This is a genomic window from Coprococcus sp. TF11-13 (assembly GCF_003481085.1).
Taxonomy (GTDB): domain Bacteria; phylum Bacillota; class Clostridia; order Lachnospirales; family Lachnospiraceae; genus Coprococcus; species Coprococcus aceti.
Window position 1 is genome coordinate 672,224 of record NZ_QUKK01000001.1, and the last position, 16,050, is coordinate 688,273.

At 42.1% G+C, this 16,050-nt stretch carries 14 protein-coding genes, 1 tRNA gene and 1 other annotated feature; of the genes, 14 read left to right on the forward strand and 1 reads right to left on the reverse strand.

Going from position 1 to position 16,050, the window contains the following annotated elements; genetic code table 11:
* Nucleotides 1–167 precede the first annotated feature (167 nt).
* The 8 genes from DXD11_RS02905 to DXD11_RS02940 all read left to right on the forward strand — a co-directional run bounded on the left by DXD11_RS02905 (nucleotide 168) and on the right by DXD11_RS02940 (nucleotide 9,431).
* The gene (locus DXD11_RS02905; RefSeq protein ID WP_118757742.1) at nucleotides 168–1,544 is read left to right on the forward strand and encodes an MATE family efflux transporter; all 1,377 of its coding nucleotides are present in this window, start codon (nucleotides 168–170) and stop codon (nucleotides 1,542–1,544) included.
* 15 nt (nucleotides 1,545–1,559) lie between these two features.
* On the forward strand, nucleotides 1,560–2,867 hold the full coding sequence (locus DXD11_RS14450) for a GNAT family N-acetyltransferase (protein WP_243105799.1): 1,308 nt from the start codon (nucleotides 1,560–1,562) through the stop codon (nucleotides 2,865–2,867).
* A 112-nt stretch (nucleotides 2,868–2,979) separates the two neighbouring features.
* Complete coding sequence (locus DXD11_RS02915) at nucleotides 2,980–4,959, forward strand: AAA family ATPase (RefSeq protein ID WP_118757743.1); 1,980 nt, start codon at nucleotides 2,980–2,982, stop codon at nucleotides 4,957–4,959.
* A 74-nt stretch (nucleotides 4,960–5,033) separates the two neighbouring features.
* Nucleotides 5,034–5,321: a binding site (T-box leader), on the forward strand.
* Nucleotides 5,322–5,422: 101 nt separating this feature from the next.
* Nucleotides 5,423–7,147 carry a biosynthetic-type acetolactate synthase large subunit gene (ilvB, locus tag DXD11_RS02920; RefSeq protein WP_118757744.1) on the forward strand — a complete coding sequence of 575 codons (1,725 nt, stop codon included), beginning with the start codon at nucleotides 5,423–5,425 and terminating at the stop codon, nucleotides 7,145–7,147.
* Nucleotides 7,148–7,228: 81 nt separating this feature from the next.
* Nucleotides 7,229–7,735: an acetolactate synthase small subunit gene (gene ilvN, locus DXD11_RS02925; protein ID WP_022058961.1), complete on the forward strand. Its 507-nt coding sequence runs from the start codon at nucleotides 7,229–7,231 to the stop codon at nucleotides 7,733–7,735.
* 76 nt (nucleotides 7,736–7,811) lie between these two features.
* On the forward strand, nucleotides 7,812–8,258 hold the full coding sequence (gene dtd / locus DXD11_RS02930) for a D-aminoacyl-tRNA deacylase (RefSeq protein ID WP_055144406.1): 447 nt from the start codon (nucleotides 7,812–7,814) through the stop codon (nucleotides 8,256–8,258).
* A 166-nt stretch (nucleotides 8,259–8,424) separates the two neighbouring features.
* Nucleotides 8,425–9,087 (forward strand): DivIVA domain-containing protein, encoded by a 663-nt coding sequence (locus tag DXD11_RS02935; protein ID WP_118757745.1) that lies wholly within the window; start codon nucleotides 8,425–8,427, stop codon nucleotides 9,085–9,087.
* 14 nt (nucleotides 9,088–9,101) lie between these two features.
* Entirely contained in the window at nucleotides 9,102–9,431 is a 330-nt protein-coding gene (locus tag DXD11_RS02940; RefSeq protein WP_117548940.1) for a hypothetical protein, read from the forward strand.
* A gap of 109 nt (nucleotides 9,432–9,540) precedes the next feature.
* On the opposite strand, the gene DXD11_RS02945 is transcribed toward DXD11_RS02940, so the two are convergent.
* Nucleotides 9,541–10,569, reverse strand: coding sequence for a 3-deoxy-7-phosphoheptulonate synthase (locus DXD11_RS02945; protein ID WP_022216437.1), 1,029 nt, complete (start codon nucleotides 10,567–10,569; stop codon nucleotides 9,541–9,543).
* A 149-nt stretch (nucleotides 10,570–10,718) separates the two neighbouring features.
* Here DXD11_RS02945 and DXD11_RS02950 point away from each other — a divergent pair, with 149 nt between their 5' ends.
* From DXD11_RS02950 to rnhA, 6 genes are all read left to right on the forward strand, one after another.
* Nucleotides 10,719–11,966, forward strand: a complete 1,248-nt coding sequence (locus DXD11_RS02950; RefSeq protein ID WP_118757747.1) for a D-alanyl-D-alanine carboxypeptidase family protein — start codon at nucleotides 10,719–10,721, stop codon at nucleotides 11,964–11,966.
* Between the two features lie 10 nt (nucleotides 11,967–11,976).
* On the forward strand, nucleotides 11,977–12,831 hold the full coding sequence (locus tag DXD11_RS02955) for a metallophosphoesterase (protein ID WP_242992604.1): 855 nt from the start codon (nucleotides 11,977–11,979) through the stop codon (nucleotides 12,829–12,831).
* Between the two features lie 126 nt (nucleotides 12,832–12,957).
* Nucleotides 12,958–14,562 (forward strand): L,D-transpeptidase family protein, encoded by a 1,605-nt coding sequence (locus tag DXD11_RS02960; RefSeq protein ID WP_158579418.1) that lies wholly within the window; start codon nucleotides 12,958–12,960, stop codon nucleotides 14,560–14,562.
* A gap of 9 nt (nucleotides 14,563–14,571) precedes the next feature.
* Nucleotides 14,572–14,659 (forward strand) — tRNA-Ser (locus DXD11_RS02965).
* 68 nt (nucleotides 14,660–14,727) lie between these two features.
* Nucleotides 14,728–15,543 (forward strand): purine-nucleoside phosphorylase, encoded by an 816-nt coding sequence (locus tag DXD11_RS02970; RefSeq protein ID WP_242849647.1) that lies wholly within the window; start codon nucleotides 14,728–14,730, stop codon nucleotides 15,541–15,543.
* A 15-nt stretch (nucleotides 15,544–15,558) separates the two neighbouring features.
* Nucleotides 15,559–16,041 carry a ribonuclease HI gene (rnhA, locus tag DXD11_RS02975; RefSeq protein WP_022216442.1) on the forward strand — a complete coding sequence of 161 codons (483 nt, stop codon included), beginning with the start codon at nucleotides 15,559–15,561 and terminating at the stop codon, nucleotides 16,039–16,041.
* Nucleotides 16,042–16,050 lie beyond the last annotated feature (9 nt).

Genomic DNA, 16,050 nt, shown 5'->3' on the forward strand with positions numbered 1-16,050 from the left:
TTTTCATGCACTTTATTTTGTTATATAACACCACAGGTGTAATGCAGAATAAAGCATGCGTTGATATAATTGAATATGCTGTCATGTTATGATTATTGCGACAATAGAGCTTGGAGTTTATAGAAATACATATCCATAAGAAACAATACAGAAAGAGGAAATCTATCGTGAAAAATACAATAATACAGACTAATAAAAAATACCTTCCGGGACTGTTAAATATTGCGGTTCCGATCATGCTTAGCAATCTGATATCTCAGCTCCAGATGCTTATAGACAGAATATTCTTAGGACATGTAAACAGCATGTACATGAGCGCACTCGGTAATGTGACTTCGCCGATGTGGACAACCATGTCGTTCTGTTTTTCCATAGTGACAGGAGCGTCCATACTTATAAGCCAGAGTGTTGGTGCAGGAGATAATGAACATATAGAGGAATACTCCGGTGCCATGGTGAAATACAACAATATCATACCGATACTGTTATTTTTCTTCTGGACATTCTGCGCTGAATTTGTATTCAGACTCATGGGTGTGTCAGATGGCCTGATGCCGATGTGTCTTGATTATTCCAGGTATTATGCGCCTGTATTTCTGATAACAGGACTTGGCGGTGCTTTCAGTGTAATACTTCAGACGTCTAATTATACAAAGCCGCTTGTCATATATGGAATATTAAGATCTGGTGTAAATATATTCCTTGACTGGGTTATGATATTTGGAAGATTCGGGCTTCCGGCCATGGGGATAAAGGGTGCAGCCATAGCGACTACAATAGCGGAGTACTCTGGACTTATATTCGCAGTGATATTCGTGGTATCAAGCAAGAAGCTTAACACTAAACCATCAATGAAATGGGTGTTAAAGGCACATATAAAGCCGTATCTTTTGTCTGCGAAGCTTGGTGTCAACACAGCTCTTGAGGATTTTGCGTGGAACCTCGGTAATCTGCTGCTTATAAGGATTCTCAACGCCATAAATGAGATGGCTGCCGGAATTTATTCCATCATATTCAGTGTCGAGGTTCTGGCGGTTGTCATCATTGGAGCGATAGGAAATGGTACAATGACACTAACCGGTGAGGCAAAAGGAAACAATGATCTGGGTAAATACAAGGGTGTATGTGTCTGTGCGTATGGCTTGTGTATAGTAGTTGGAATCATCACACTCGGTGTCTGTCTTGCGTTTCCGCAGCAGATCATATCACTTTTCACCAACGACAAGAGTATAATTGCATCGTGTGGGATATATCGGATCTTTATCAGCATCAATCTGTTCGCAAAATCAGCAAACATAGTTGTTGGCAATGCGATCAGGGGCAGTGGCAACACGATATGGATGCTCATAACACAGCTGTTTGGCACGGTGTGGGTGGTTTCTGTGGCGCTTTTGTTTGTGTTTGTCCTTAAGCTTGGAATAGCAGGCGTCTTTCTTGCAGTCATAGTGGACGAGATCGTTAGATCATTTATCAATCTCGGTAAATATCTGAGGATAGTGAAGAACTGGGAAAGCACAGACTGGGGGAAAGAAAGTCTTATATGAAAGGGGATATATGATTTGATTTTAGAAACTAAGAGATTGATATTACGTCACTGGCAGGAGAGTGACGCAGATATATTATTTGAATATGCAAGTAACCCTGATGTGGGACCTATAGCTGGCTGGCCTGTGCATGAGAGCAGGGAGTACAGCCTTGATGTGATACGGAATGTATTTAATGGGCCGGAGTGTTATGCTGTGTGTCTGAAGGACAGCGGTCTGGTTGTCGGTGCCATCGAATTACTGTTAAATGGAAGGACAGATATGACAGACCGCGATGACGAATGTGAACTTGGATACTGGATAGGAAAGCCTCACTGGGGCAACGAATACGCACCGGAGGCGGCTGGGAGGCTTATAGAACATGGATTCCTTGATTTGGGCATGAGAACGATATGGTGCGGTTACTACGATGGCAATTCCAAGTCACGCATAGTACAGGAAAAGCTCGGATTTGTGTTTCATCATACCTGTGATGAAGTGGATGTGCCTCTTTTGAATGAAGTCCGGATAGGACATACGAATATTCTGACGAGAAAACATTGGCTGTCTGGAAAGATGAAGAATGCACTGTATGATCAGCTGGCCAGGGATTATTGCTGTGATGCGGCCGATATATATTCCAGTGACAATATATTCTCTGAATACAGACAGATAGCAGGGCAGAGGCAGTTCAAAGGACAGGAAAAGTGCCCGCTCAAAATAGCTGTGGTAAATGGCAAGCTGTTATTTACCGGTCGTAGAGAGATTGTAGATGAATGCAGAAAACGCTATGAGAATGCATCTGGAAAATGGTTCATGGATATAGAGAATTTTCGTGAACTCGACAATATTCTTTCCAGATACGGATGCAAATTGAAATCTGCCCACCCATTTTACCTTCCGACGAAACTGAGCGAACAGGCAGCGAGAAAAGATAATACAGATAAAACCGTTGATTCGATGATAAAAGAAGATTTTAACCTTGTCAGGTATACTGGGGATGAAATCCTGCAATTCAAAGGAGATGACAGATGGGATGAAGCTTTCTGTTTTGATGATAACACACCTGATGTGCTGGCTGTGGCTGCTGTATCAGATGGTGAGATTATTGGTATGGCTGGCGCAAGCGCTGACAGTGACGACTTCTGGCAGATTGGTATAAATGTTGTTCAAGATGCTGAGGGAAGGCATGTGGGTACATCGTTGGTATCTGAACTGACCAAGGATATACTCAGATGTGGCAAAATTCCATATTATGGAACTGGCATGTCCCATATAGCCTCCCAGAGAGTTGCCGCTGCGGCAGGTTATGATGTGTTCTGGTTTGAACTGCTGGCAAAGTAGCAGTTCCCAGCATATTCTATTTTTGTATTATGTTGAATCAATATACCGTATATGATATAATGAATTTATATCATATACGGTATATTTGTGCTTGCGGAGAGGCGGTGACGATATGGACGATCGCATTGATAATAGTGATTTTATAGTGAATGCTGGTGACAGGAATTCTGTCATTGAATACGAGCAGAACAGAATCTGTACAGATACTGCCAGAAAATTCCGGGAATGTCGTGCAGCAGAGGGAATCACCCAGGCAGAACTTGGAAAGCTTGCAGGAGTATCCCAGCCTAATATAACCAGATTTGAGAGTGGAGATTATAATCCCAGCCTGGAGTTTCTTGTGAAGATTGCTGCGGCCATGAACAGAAAAGTTTCCATATCGATTGATAATCGTAATATTGATAGCGATACAGTTGTAAGTATAGGTAATCAGGGATTTGACAGTATAAGGGAATCTGGGTATTTCTACATAGATAAGACGTATTTTATCAAGGAATGGTGGGAGTCTGGAGATGCGGTAACACTTATAACCAGACCGAGAAGATTCGGCAAGACACTTAATATGAGCATGCTGGAATGTTTCTTTTCTGTCAGATACAGAGACAAGAGGGATTTGTTCGATAATTTATATATATCGGATTATGCTAAATATATGAAGATTCAGGGAACATATCCGGTGATATTTGTAAGCTTTGCAGCGGTAAAGCAGACGAACTGCCTTGATGCCATAAGGCAGATAAAGGTGATAATAAGTGATGTATACAGCCAGTTTCCAGAGCTTTATACATCGGACAAACTTACCGATGGTCAGAGAAAGCTTCTTGCTTCTGTAAGCAGGAATATGGATGATGTGACTGCTCAGAATGCACTGAATGATCTGTCAAGCCTTCTTACCAGCCATTATGGCAAAAAGGTCATAGTTCTTCTTGATGAATACGACACTCCATTGCAGGAGGCTTATATCAATGGTTATTGGCAGGAGATGACATCCTTTATACGTAGTCTGTTCAATGCCACATTCAAGTCCAACAGGCATCTTGAGCGGGCTGTCATGACAGGTATAACCAGAGTATCCAAAGAGTCTATTTTCTCAGATCTGAACAACCTGAATGTTATAACATCAATGAATGACAGATATGCAGATTGCTTTGGATTTACAGAGAAGGAGACTTTTGCAGCACTCGATTCATATGGACTTGGAGAATGTAAAGACGCTGTGAAGAGATGGTATGATGGTTTTTCATTTGGTCATGTAAATGACATCTACAATCCATGGTCCATAACCAACTACATAGATAAGAGACAGTTTCGTCCGTATTGGGTGGCAACAAGTTCGAATGAGATGATCAGCCGGCTTCTCCGTGAAGCGCCTGCATCCACGAAGAAGAAAATGGAATTGCTTATGGGCGGCAGTGATATTGCTGTGATCTTCGATGAACAGATCGTATTTGACAGACTGGAATATGATGATAGTGCTATATGGAGCCTGCTCCTTGCAAGTGGTTATCTGAAGATCGTAAGTGTCAATTATTTAGAGAATTCGTTTGAGCCGGTGTATCATCTCCGAATAACTAATATGGAGACGCTGGGAATGTTCTGCAACACATTCAGATTATGGTTTAATCGTTCTGATACCAACTACAACAGGTTCGTAATGGCTCTGCTTGATGACAACCTCGAGGAGATGAATATATACATGAATGATGTAGCCATGACCACGATAAGCAGCTTTGATTCGGGGCGACATCCGTCTGACAAGGCTCTGCCCGAGAAATTCTTCCATGGTTTTGTTCTTGGGCTTCTTGTTGAACTTAGAGACCGATATGTCGTAAAGTCCAATCACGAAAGTGGATACGGCAGATGTGATGTGATCATTATTCCAAAGTCAGCTGATGATTCAGCTATAATCATGGAATTCAAAGTATACAGTGCCGGCACGGAAAAGAATCTACAAGATACTGTGAACTCTGCATTACGTCAGATCATTGATAAGAACTATGATGCAGAATTGTATGATCTCGGATTTGAGAAGAATCATATCAGACATTACGGCTTTGCATTTGAAGGGAAAAGGGTTCTGATAGGCAAGTAAAAGAATCGTTGACACATCTTCATGTTAATGATAAAATAATCACATCTAAGGGTCGTAAAACGACCGGGAAATAGTCAAATGCTATGACGAGGAGGAGTACATGCATCTCCCGATCAACAGAGAGAAGATGGTGGTGAGAGTCTTCATCAGGAATGTGTGGAAGGTAGCCTTCGAGCAGTGGATTGAAAGATTGCAGCATACATATTTGTCGGCTGTTGTTGAGTAGGTTTCAACGGTTTTCCCCGTTACAGGAATAAGATATTAATAATGATTACAGTGATAATTTATTATAGTATCTGATGAGTGCAGACATTTGTCTGAATTTAGGTGGTACCACGGATATGAACATATTCGCCCTAAGCGTAAAACAGTTGCGCTTAGGGCTTTTTCTATGCATGGGGTGCATATATACATCCCGAGGCGTAAGTTTAGATTATCATGAACTTTACAGGAGGTATAAGATATGGAGATCAATGGAGCAAAGATGTTTGTAAAAGCGTTGCAGGAAGAGGGGGTAGACACTCTGTTCGCATACCCTGGTGGAACGGCGATAGATCTGTTTGATGCGTTGTATGATGCAGAAGGTATCGATATGATACTTCCAAGACACGAGCAGGCGCTTGTCCACGCAGCAGATGGATATGCACGTTCAACAGGAAGAGTTGGAGTGTGTCTGGTAACAAGTGGTCCGGGTGCGACAAACCTTGTAACGGGAATTGCCACAGCCAACTACGACAGCGTGCCACTGGTATGTTTTACAGGACAGGTTCCAATGAATCTTATTGGAAATGATGCTTTTCAGGAGGTTGATATAGTTGGAATCACAAGAAGCATATGTAAGTATGCAGTCACAGTAAGAAAGAGAGAGGATCTTGCAAGGATCATTAAAAATGCTTTTTACATAGCAAGAACCGGAAAGCCAGGTCCTGTAGTTGTTGATATTCCTAAGGATATACAGCTTGCCATGGGAAGTGACGAGTATCCAACAGAAGTAAATATCAGAGGTTACAAGCCTTCAGAGGGCGTACATGTCGGACAGATCAAGCGAGCGCTTGCGGAGCTTAAGAATGCAAAGAAGCCTGTGTTCCTCTGCGGTGGCGGTGTAAATATCGCCCATGCAAGAAAGGAGATGCAGCAGCTTGCGGAGAAGACAGGTATACCTGTAGTCACAACCATCATGGGCAAAGGTGCGATACCTACTGACCATCCACTCTATGTAGGCAACATTGGTATGCATGGCAATATGGCATCCAACAAAGCTATCATGGAGAGTGATGTTCTCTTCTCCATCGGATGCAGATTCAATGATAGAATAACAGGTACTATAGATACATTTGCCAAGAATGCCAAGATCATACATGTTGATATAGATGCAGCGTCCATATCAAGAAATATAAAGGTAGATATACCTATCGTTGCTGATGCCAAGGTTGCAATATCCAAGATGCTTGAATACGCTGAGCCTCTTGATATCAAAGGCTGGGTGGATGATATTATGAATGTCAAGACTGAGTATCCTATCAACATGAACAGATATGATGGAGTGACCCCTGAGGCTATCATCAGAACCATAAACGATATGTACAGCAATCTCATCGTTACAACTGATGTTGGACAGAATCAGCTCTGGACAACGCAGTACATTGATATAGATGAGAACAAACAGCTCTTAACTTCTGGAGGTCTTGGAACCATGGGTTATGGATTTCCTGCTGCCATAGGCGCAAAGCTTGGCAACATGGATAAAGATGTTATCTGTATATCCGGAGACGGCGGAGTCCAGATGAACATTCAGGAGATGGCTACAGCTGTTGCGCTTGAGCTTCCTGTTACCCTCTGTATACTGAACAACGGCTATCTCGGCAATGTACGCCAGTGGCAGGAGCTGTTCTTCAATAAGAGATACAGCAGTACATGTCTCAGATACAGAAGAAGATGCAACAGAGACTGTCAGAATCCGGATAAATGCTGTCCAAAGTATTCTCCTGACTTTGTAAAACTGGCAGAGAGCTATGATGCAAAGGGCATCAGAGTTACAAAGCCTGAGGAAATCAGGCCGGCATTTGAGGCTGCCAGGGCAAATACAAACGGACCTACAGTTATAGAATTCTTCATCGATCCTACGGCCAACGTATTTCCTATGGTTCCGGGTGGAAAGTCACTGAATGACATGATACTTGACTGCTGATATTGATAAATTGATTTTATATTGGTAATAGAATGTACATATATATATTTGTATATTATCCAGATGAAAGGGGTATATAGAATGAGCGTAAAGAAGAGATGGATATGCCTGTTCGTAGAGAATGAGGTAGGTGTACTTGCAAGAATTTCAGGTTTGTTTTCAAGCAAATCATACAATATAGATACTATAACCGTTGGAGTAACCGAGGATGAGACAATATCCAGAATGACCATCGGTTTCACCAGTGATGACAGGACATTTGAGCAGGTGAAAAAGCAGCTCAACAGAAGTGTGGAGGTTATCAAGGTAGTTGACTACACTGATATAGCCATTCACAACAACGAGATTTTATTTGTCAAGGTCAACAGCTGTTCAAATGAGGATAAAGATGAAGTATTCAGAATTGCGAATGCATTTGGATACAAGATAACTGACTACAATAAGAAATCTGTGCTTGTAGAGTGCGTTCAGACTGATGCAAAGAATGACAATGCCATAAAACTGTTCAAGGAGAGTTTCCCTAACAGGATAGAAGTTGTAAGAGGCGGCAGTGTTGCAGTTGAAGCGATAAGCATGTCGGACAGATAGTATGACCAGAAAATAACTGTCACAATGATATTGTTGAAAAAATAGTCTGTAAAAAGATTATGAAAGGATCCGTAAAATGAAATTTGTTATACAGCGTGTAAATCACGCATCAGTAGAGGTGGATGGCAAAGTGATCGGCAGCATACAGAAAGGTTTTCTGGTTTTTGTCGGAGTATACGATTCGGATACCAAAGAGATTGCTGACAAGATGATAAACAAGCTTGTGAAGATGAGGATATTTGCCGACGAAAATGGCAAGACAAATCTTGACATAAACAGAGTAAACGGCCAACTCCTGATCGTTTCACAGTTTACCTTGTGCGCAGACTGCCGGAAGGGCAACAGACCATCATTTACTGGTGCAGGAGCGCCTGATATGGCCAATGAGATGTATGAGTATATAATTGAAAGATGCCGTGAGTTTGTGCCTGTGGTTGAACATGGAGAATTTGGCGCAGATATGAAAGTAGATCTGTCCAATGATGGGCCATTTACCATATTACTTGACAGTAATGAATTGTAATATATCCATGATTTGCCGAAAAAATTGTAATATATTGGGAAAATTTTATAAAATCTAACAATATTGTTGAAAAAATGAATATTTGTTAATATAATTACAAGTGGAGTTTCTATATGCAAAGGATAATATTATAGAGAGAACTAATACTGAAAAGGAGAACTATACAATGACAAAGGATCAGATTGAATCTAAAACCTTTAAAAAAGGACTTTTTGGATATAATAAGGATGAGGTTAACAGCTTCCTGCGCTCAGTTGCAGAAGATTATGCAGAACTTGAGACAAAGTATGCAGCTCTTGAGTCAGAGAACGAAGTGTCAAAGAAGAACCTTATGGAGAACAGCGTAAAGATTTATGAGCTTGAGAAGCAGCTCGAGCAGGCTGCTCCTGGTTCCAAGAAGGAAGCCAACGCAGCAAATGCTGAGGCTAACAAGATAATAAACGACGCTAAGAAGAAGGCTAACGAGGTTATCGCAAATGCAAAGGCTGAGCTTGCCAAGCTCAAGGAAGAGATGGAGACACTCAAGAGCGGATCAAGTGCAAAGGTTGCTGAGGCTGCAGATAAGGTTGAAGCTGCAGTTGAGGCGGATCCTATAACAAAGCTTAAGATGAAGTCGCAGGGCGGAGATGCACCTCAGAAGCTTAAGATGACACCAAAGGCTGCTCCAGAGGCAGAGCCAAAGCCGGCAGCATTCACAGGTAAGAGTGCTCAGACTGCTCAGGAGGAAGAGGAAGAAGAGCTTATCATCGGAGAAGTTGAAGAGGGCGTTAAGCGTAATCAGGCACTTATCGGCGATGGCGATGAGGATGCAGATTTCGAGTTCTTATAAGATTGGGTGTTTATATGACGTATAAAGAATGCGTGGAGTGTATTGACGGCGTTCTCAGTTCTTTGGAATTGGCGGATATTGGTGATTGTTGTCTTCAGTTCAATGTTATCGGCAATGATAGTGGGGTGTTCTACATAGATATAAGGGATCATGTTGCCAGATTAACAGAGGATTCGGACAGGGAGTATAAGGTTAAATATGTATTTACAGTTCCAGTTCTTTCGAGACTTTTGAGAAGAGTTGTCGATCCGATGTATGCGTATACTACAAGTAAATATAAGATGATGGGAGATGTGTCTTTGGGAAGATGCATCCTCGTCAAACTCTGCGAGGCTTCGGCCTGACAGATAAATAAAGAAAACCGGTGGTATCATGATAGATCCGCCGGTTTTCTCTTGTTGTATAAGCACAGCACGTGTAATTGTATAAGCGCGCAGGCTTAAAATGTATTTTTTACAGAAGATCAGCAACTTCTTTAAGAAGTCTCTCTGTCTTATCCCATCCAAGACAAGGATCTGTGATAGACTTACCATAGCATCCACCATCTACTGGCTGGTTGCCATCCTCAATATAACTCTCAACCATAACACCCTTTACAAGATTCTTGATCTCAGAATCGTAATTCCTGCTGTGGATTATCTCTTTGACAATTCTTGGCTGTTCAATAAATTTCTTGCCAGAATTATTGTGGTTGGCATCAACTATACATGCATGATTTACGAGGTTGAACTTCTTGTATGTGTCAGCAAGGAGCCTGAGATCCTCATAGTGATAATTGGATATAGACTGTCCATGCTTATTCAGTGCACCTCTCAATATACAATGTGTCAAAGGATTTCCGTCTGTATGTGCCTCCCATCCAGAATAGAGGAATGTGTGGTGATGCTGTCCTGCTATACAGGAATTCATCATAACGTTGTAGTCACCACTTGTAGGATTCTTCATACCTACAGGAACATCCATTCCACTTGCGGTAAGTCTGTGCTGCTGATCCTCAACAGAACGTGCGCCTATGGCAACGTAAGAGAGGATATCATCTACATACTGCCAGTTTTCTGAATAAAGCATCTCATCAGCAGCGGTGAGTCCTGTCTCCCTGATAGCTCTTATATGCATTTTTCTGATGGCGTAAAGGCCCTCGAGCATGTCTGATGCCTTTGTAGGATCAGGCTGATGGAGCATTCCTTTGTAACCATCACCAGTAGTTCTTGGCTTGTTAGTATATATACGTGGAATGACCAGTATCTTATCCTTAACTTCATCTGCAACCTTTGCAAGACGATTCTGATAATCGCAAACAGCATCCTCATTATCTGCTGAACAAGGTCCGATGATAAATATAAATCGGTCATCATCGCCTACGAAAATTTTTCTGATCTCTTCATCTCTTCTGGCTTTGATGGCTTTCAACTCGCTTGAAAGAGGGTATAGTTCCTTGATCTCATCGCCAGTTGGTACTCGTTTAACTAATTTCATACTCATGAAACATGTCCTCCTTTTTTCTAGCCATTGATTATATCAGAAAAACTTTACAAAATAAAGAAAATAATACTATATTGGTGGGATAAAAAGTCATATTGCCGGATAAATGCATAATATAATATATAAACAGAAACTGAAAGAGGAGTTGTATGCAGCATTTTCCGGATAGAAAAAAGATGGGCAGGAAGAAAAATATCAGAAGATTATCTGTTATAACGGTACTCATCTTTATCATATTTGCAAACACAAATGGTACGAATCTTATGGTATATGCAGAGGAACAGACAGAGACTCAGGCGGCAGACCAGACAGAAGTTCTGGAGGTGGAATCTCCAAGCTGTATACTCGTTGAGGCATCCACAGGTCAGGTGTTATTTGAGAAAAACTGTGATGAAGCCATGGCTCCGGCTTCGGTTACAAAGGTTATGACGCTTCTTCTGGCTTTTGAGGCGATAGAGGCCGGACAAATGACTCTTGATGATATTGTAACTGTGAGTGAACATGCTGCGTCCATGGGCGGATCGCAATGCTTCTTTGAGGCAGGAGAAGAACAGACTGTTGAAGATATGATAAAGTGTATTATAATTGCATCCGGAAACGATGCGGCTGTTGCCATGGCGGAAAAGGTTGCCGGAAGCGAAGAAGCGTTTGTGAAAAAGATGAATGAGAGGGCTGCTGAGCTGGGGATGACAAATGCAAGTTTCAAAAATGCATGTGGCCTGGATGCGGATGGACATAAAATGTCAGCACGGGATATCTCCATAATGTCCAGAGAACTCATAACAAAATATCCTGCCATCTTTGATTATTCAGGCATATGGATGGATTCGATCATACATAAAACACGAAGAGGCGAGAGTCAGTTTGATCTCGTCAACACAAATAAATTTTTGAATATGTATACAGGAGCAACCGGCCTTAAGACAGGTTTCACAAATACCGCAAAATATTGCATGTCGGCGACTGCTGAGAGGGACGGCATACAGCTTATTGCTGTCATCATGGGAGCTGATACAAAGGATATCAGAAACAAAGACGCCTGCAGGCTGCTTGATTATGGATATTCGATGTGCCAGAAATATACAGATCTGAATATTCTTCAGGAAAAAGAGATTTCCATAGACAATGGCACCGAAAGTTGTGTTACAATTAAGACCGACTCACAATTCACCGGGATCCTGCTTGCGGGAGAACACGCGGAGGATGTGAAGAAGAAACTGGAGATGAGAGATCCTCTGACTGCCCCGGTTGATAGTGGTGAAGAGCTTGGAAAGATGAGCTATTATATTGGCGAGAGGTGCATCGGTTCAGTGCCGATATATGCGGCGGAGAAGGTTGATTCCATGAGTATGAAGTACGCTTTCGTTAAAGTGCTCAAGTTACAATTTACATATTGAGGTTAAATACATGAAGATTTTTTTAGTTGTAGTTATCGTACTATGCATTATAACGCTTGTTAATGTTTTGATAGAGAGTTACCGCGAAAACAGAAGAATCTCGTTTTCAAATTATCAACTGCATGACAGGAGAATAAGAAAAAAAGCCCGGATAGTCATGATATCAGATCTCCACAATGCGGAATTTGGAAAGGACAACGAGAAGCTTATAAGCTGTATAGAAAAGATCAATCCGGATTTCATACTGGTGGCGGGGGATATAATAGTCGGGAAGCCGGGACTTACAGTAGATATAGGTATACATTTCCTGAATGAACTTGGCAAGCGTTTTCCTGTGTATATGGGAAAAGGAAATCATGAGATGCGCGCATCCATATATGAAAAATATGGTGATATGTGGAACAGGTTATATGAAGGAACAAAAGATAACATCACCTGGCTTATAAATGAAAGTGTTCATCTTGATGAATACAATGTCACGATATACGGACTTGACATGAAGACGGAATATTACAGAAGATTCAAAAAGCTCGATATGGATGAAGAGTATCTGCTGAATGAACTTCCACCGATAAGCAGATCCGATTACAATATACTTATAGGACATGATCCCGATTATTTTGAAGAATATTCCAGATGGGGCGCTGATCTTACTGTATCCGGCCATGTACATGGCGGACTTGTGATCCTGCCATTTCTCGGAGGCGTGATATCGCCTATGATCAGACTGTTTCCGAAATACTATAAGGGGTTATATTCCTGCGATGGACATAATATGATAGTCAGTGCAGGACTCGGACTTCACACTATCCGAATCAGAGTTAATAACGAACCGGATCTGGTGACCATCAATTTGTCCAGATAACAGTGCGTTAGCCTATTATATTTAAACATAATTAAGAGTTGAATTATAGCAATATAGCATATAATATTATGTATGTTGGACATAAGTTCGCATGGAATTATGTGCGAAGGGGAAGAGCGTGATTTTATGAACAATAACACAGATGATAACAATATAGATAAAGATAATGTGAACACTGATGCCACTGAAGAGACAGTTGCTGAAGAGACAATATTCGGAGGGACAGAGACCGAACCGGAGACTGCGGCATCGGATGCAGCCATTCCCGATGGAGCAGGAATACCGATATTCCCAGATAATGAAGCTTCTGATGAAGCGGACGAACCGGATGACAAGCCTGCAAAAAAGACTCACAGAGCTTTGAAGATCACAGCGGCTATATGTGGAGCGGTGGTCGTATGTACATATATAGTTATATCGATATGGTTCATGTTCCATTACAACTACAAGACATACATCAATGATATAGACTATTCGTTTTACTCACTTGATGATGTCGATGCATACATAGAGAGTTACATACAGGATTATTCCCTCGCACTCAAGCTCAGGGGCGGTGAGGAACATGTCATAAAACCAGAAGATATATCGCTTGATATAAAGCCGAATATAACAGCCAAGAAGATCATAAGCGAACAGAATGGTTTTATCTGGCCTTATTACATGCTAAAGAGAAAAGATTATGACCTTTACTATTCAGCGTCGTATGACAAGGATGCTCTCGAGAAGCTTTTGAAGAGCTATGACAGTCTTGATGAGTCCAAGATGGAGAAACCGGAAGATGCCTATGTTACGATCAAGGATGGAGAATCAACAATTATTCCTGAATCTGAAGGAAATTATCTTGATTTTGACAGATTATGCTGTATAATAGATGAGGCGATTGTTAAAGGTGAATCCGTGCTTGATGTATCGGAAAGTGACGCATACGAGAGTCCTGAGCTCACAGCCGACAGTGAAGAGATAGTAAATGAGCAGAAGGAACTTGCAAAGATCCTTGAGATGACCATTACATATGAGATAGATCAGGTGTCATGGAAGCTTACCAGCAAGGAATATGGCGACTGGATCAGCAACATAAAAGGAAAATGGAAATTCTCAGAAGACAAGGTGCATGAGTATGTCGAGAATATCGCAAGCAGATACGATACATATGGTGTGCCGAGGAATTTCAGAACCCATAATGGTGATGTCATCACTCTGGCGAATACCTGGTATGGCTGGATGATCGATGTGGATGGTGAGACAGAAGAGCTCATGAAGCTTCTTGAAGCCGGAGAGTCCACAACACATACACCGCCGTTTGACTGCTATGCTGCAGTTTATCACGATGGCGGCGATGATATCGGTGATTCATATATCGAATGTGATTTTGGCCAGCAGCATGTATATGCATATGTAGACGGCAATCTTGTGTGGGATTCCGACTGCGTAACCGGAAGCCTTGCAAACAATGGCAAATACAGAACACCTGAAGGTGTATATACGATCCTGTATAAGAAGACACCTGCTGTGCTTATCGGCGATGACTATGAGACTCCTGTAACATACTGGATGCCATTCATAGGCGAGCTGGGAATCGGATTCCATGATGCATCGTGGAGAAGTTCATTCGGCGGTGATATATACAAGAACAGCGGATCCCATGGATGTGTAAATCTTCCTGTATCCGCGGCAGAACAGTTGTTTAATATAGTATATGACGGAATGCCTGTCATCTGCTATTATTAAAGTGTAATTGGAGACGTACCCAAGAGGTTGAAGGGTCCGCACTCGAAATGCGGTAGGTCGGGCAACCGGCGCGAGGGTTCAAATCCCTCCGTCTCCGTTATAATTTATATAGATCCTGGTCAGGAATAATATCCTGACCTTGTTTTGTATTATGGGGGTGATGATTTGGTAACATACGATCAGTTGACGGAGGCTGCCTCGTATTTGAGACATGCGATAGGAGATGTTCCTGATATAGCCTTTATCCTGGGCAGTGGTCTGGGACATATGGCGGACGTTATTGAGAACCCTGTGTATGTGGATTACGGAGATATTCCACATTTTCCTGTATCTACAGTAGCAGGACACAGAGGCCGCTTCGTATACGGATGTATCCACGGGAAAAAGGTCCTTATCATGCAGGGACGGGTCCATTATTATGAAGGATACGATATGAGCCAGGTTGTCATGCCTGTCCGTGTCATAGGGCTGCTTGGTGTAGATAAACTTCTGCTCACAAATGCTGCAGGCGGAATATCTGAGAAGCTTGAGCCGGGCGATATCATGATGATAAGTGATCACATTTCAACATTTGTACCATCGCCACTCATTTGCAGTTACTATAATAAATTGGGTGTGAGATTTCCCGATATGACGCATGTCTACGATGTGGAGCTGAATAGCTATATCAGAGAAGCATTTGCTGAAAATGATATTGATTTCAGGTCGGGTGTATATATTCAGGTCACCGGTCCTCAGTATGAGACTCCTGCAGAGATAAGAATGTTTGCGGGAATGGGGGCAGATGCAGTTGGAATGAGCACTGTATGTGAAGCCATAGCTGCAAGACATATGGGAATGCGTGTCGCAGGTCTTTCCTCAATATGCAACAAAGCTGCAGGCCTCGGCGGAGAGCTTTCGCACGAGGAGATCATTGCGGCGGGCGATGAAGCGTCAGGAAGACTTGTTCGTATCATAGACTCATTTATACAGAAAATATAATTATGGAGATCATATATGGATGTAATATTGTACACTGATGGATCTGCCAGAGGCAATCCAAATGGACCTGGTGGATATGGCGCTGTTCTTCAGTTTATCGATGCAAAGGGACAGCTTCATGAGAGAGAATACAGCCAGGGATATATAAAGACAACAAACAATAGAATGGAGCTTATGGCGGCGATAGTCGGGCTTGAGGCTCTTATAAAGCCATGTAATGTGAAATTGTATTCAGATTCACAGTATCTGTGCAACGCATTTAACCAGCACTGGATAGAGGGCTGGATCAAAAAAGGCTGGAAGCGCGGCAAGAATGAACCGGTCAAAAACCGGGATTTGTGGGAACGTCTGCTTGCAGCAAAAGCACCACACAACGTGGAATTCCTGTGGGTCAAGGGTCATGCCGGCAACCCTGGAAATGAGAGATGTGACATGCTTGCAACAGCAGCCGCAGACGGCGATGGAAAAATAACTGATGAAGGTCTGGATCAGGCCTGAGTACGAGGA

Excerpts from the sequence above, each read along its gene's own strand:
- DXD11_RS02915 (WP_118757743.1), top strand. The coding sequence starts at position 2,980 with ATGGACGATCGCATTGATAATAGTGATTTTATAGTGAATGCTGGTGAC.
- ilvB (WP_118757744.1), top strand. The coding sequence starts at position 5,423 with ATGGAGATCAATGGAGCAAAGATGTTTGTAAAAGCGTTGCAGGAAGAG.
- ilvN (WP_022058961.1), top strand. The coding sequence starts at position 7,229 with ATGAGCGTAAAGAAGAGATGGATATGCCTGTTCGTAGAGAATGAGGTA.
- dtd (WP_055144406.1), top strand. The coding sequence starts at position 7,812 with ATGAAATTTGTTATACAGCGTGTAAATCACGCATCAGTAGAGGTGGAT.
- DXD11_RS02935 (WP_118757745.1), top strand. The coding sequence starts at position 8,425 with ATGACAAAGGATCAGATTGAATCTAAAACCTTTAAAAAAGGACTTTTT.
- DXD11_RS02940 (WP_117548940.1), top strand. The coding sequence starts at position 9,102 with ATGACGTATAAAGAATGCGTGGAGTGTATTGACGGCGTTCTCAGTTCT.
- DXD11_RS02945 (WP_022216437.1), bottom strand. The coding sequence starts at position 10,569 with ATGAGTATGAAATTAGTTAAACGAGTACCAACTGGCGATGAGATCAAG.
- DXD11_RS02950 (WP_118757747.1), top strand. The coding sequence starts at position 10,719 with ATGCAGCATTTTCCGGATAGAAAAAAGATGGGCAGGAAGAAAAATATC.
- DXD11_RS02955 (WP_242992604.1), top strand. The coding sequence starts at position 11,977 with ATGAAGATTTTTTTAGTTGTAGTTATCGTACTATGCATTATAACGCTT.
- DXD11_RS02960 (WP_158579418.1), top strand. The coding sequence starts at position 12,958 with ATGAACAATAACACAGATGATAACAATATAGATAAAGATAATGTGAAC.
- rnhA (WP_022216442.1), top strand. The coding sequence starts at position 15,559 with ATGGATGTAATATTGTACACTGATGGATCTGCCAGAGGCAATCCAAAT.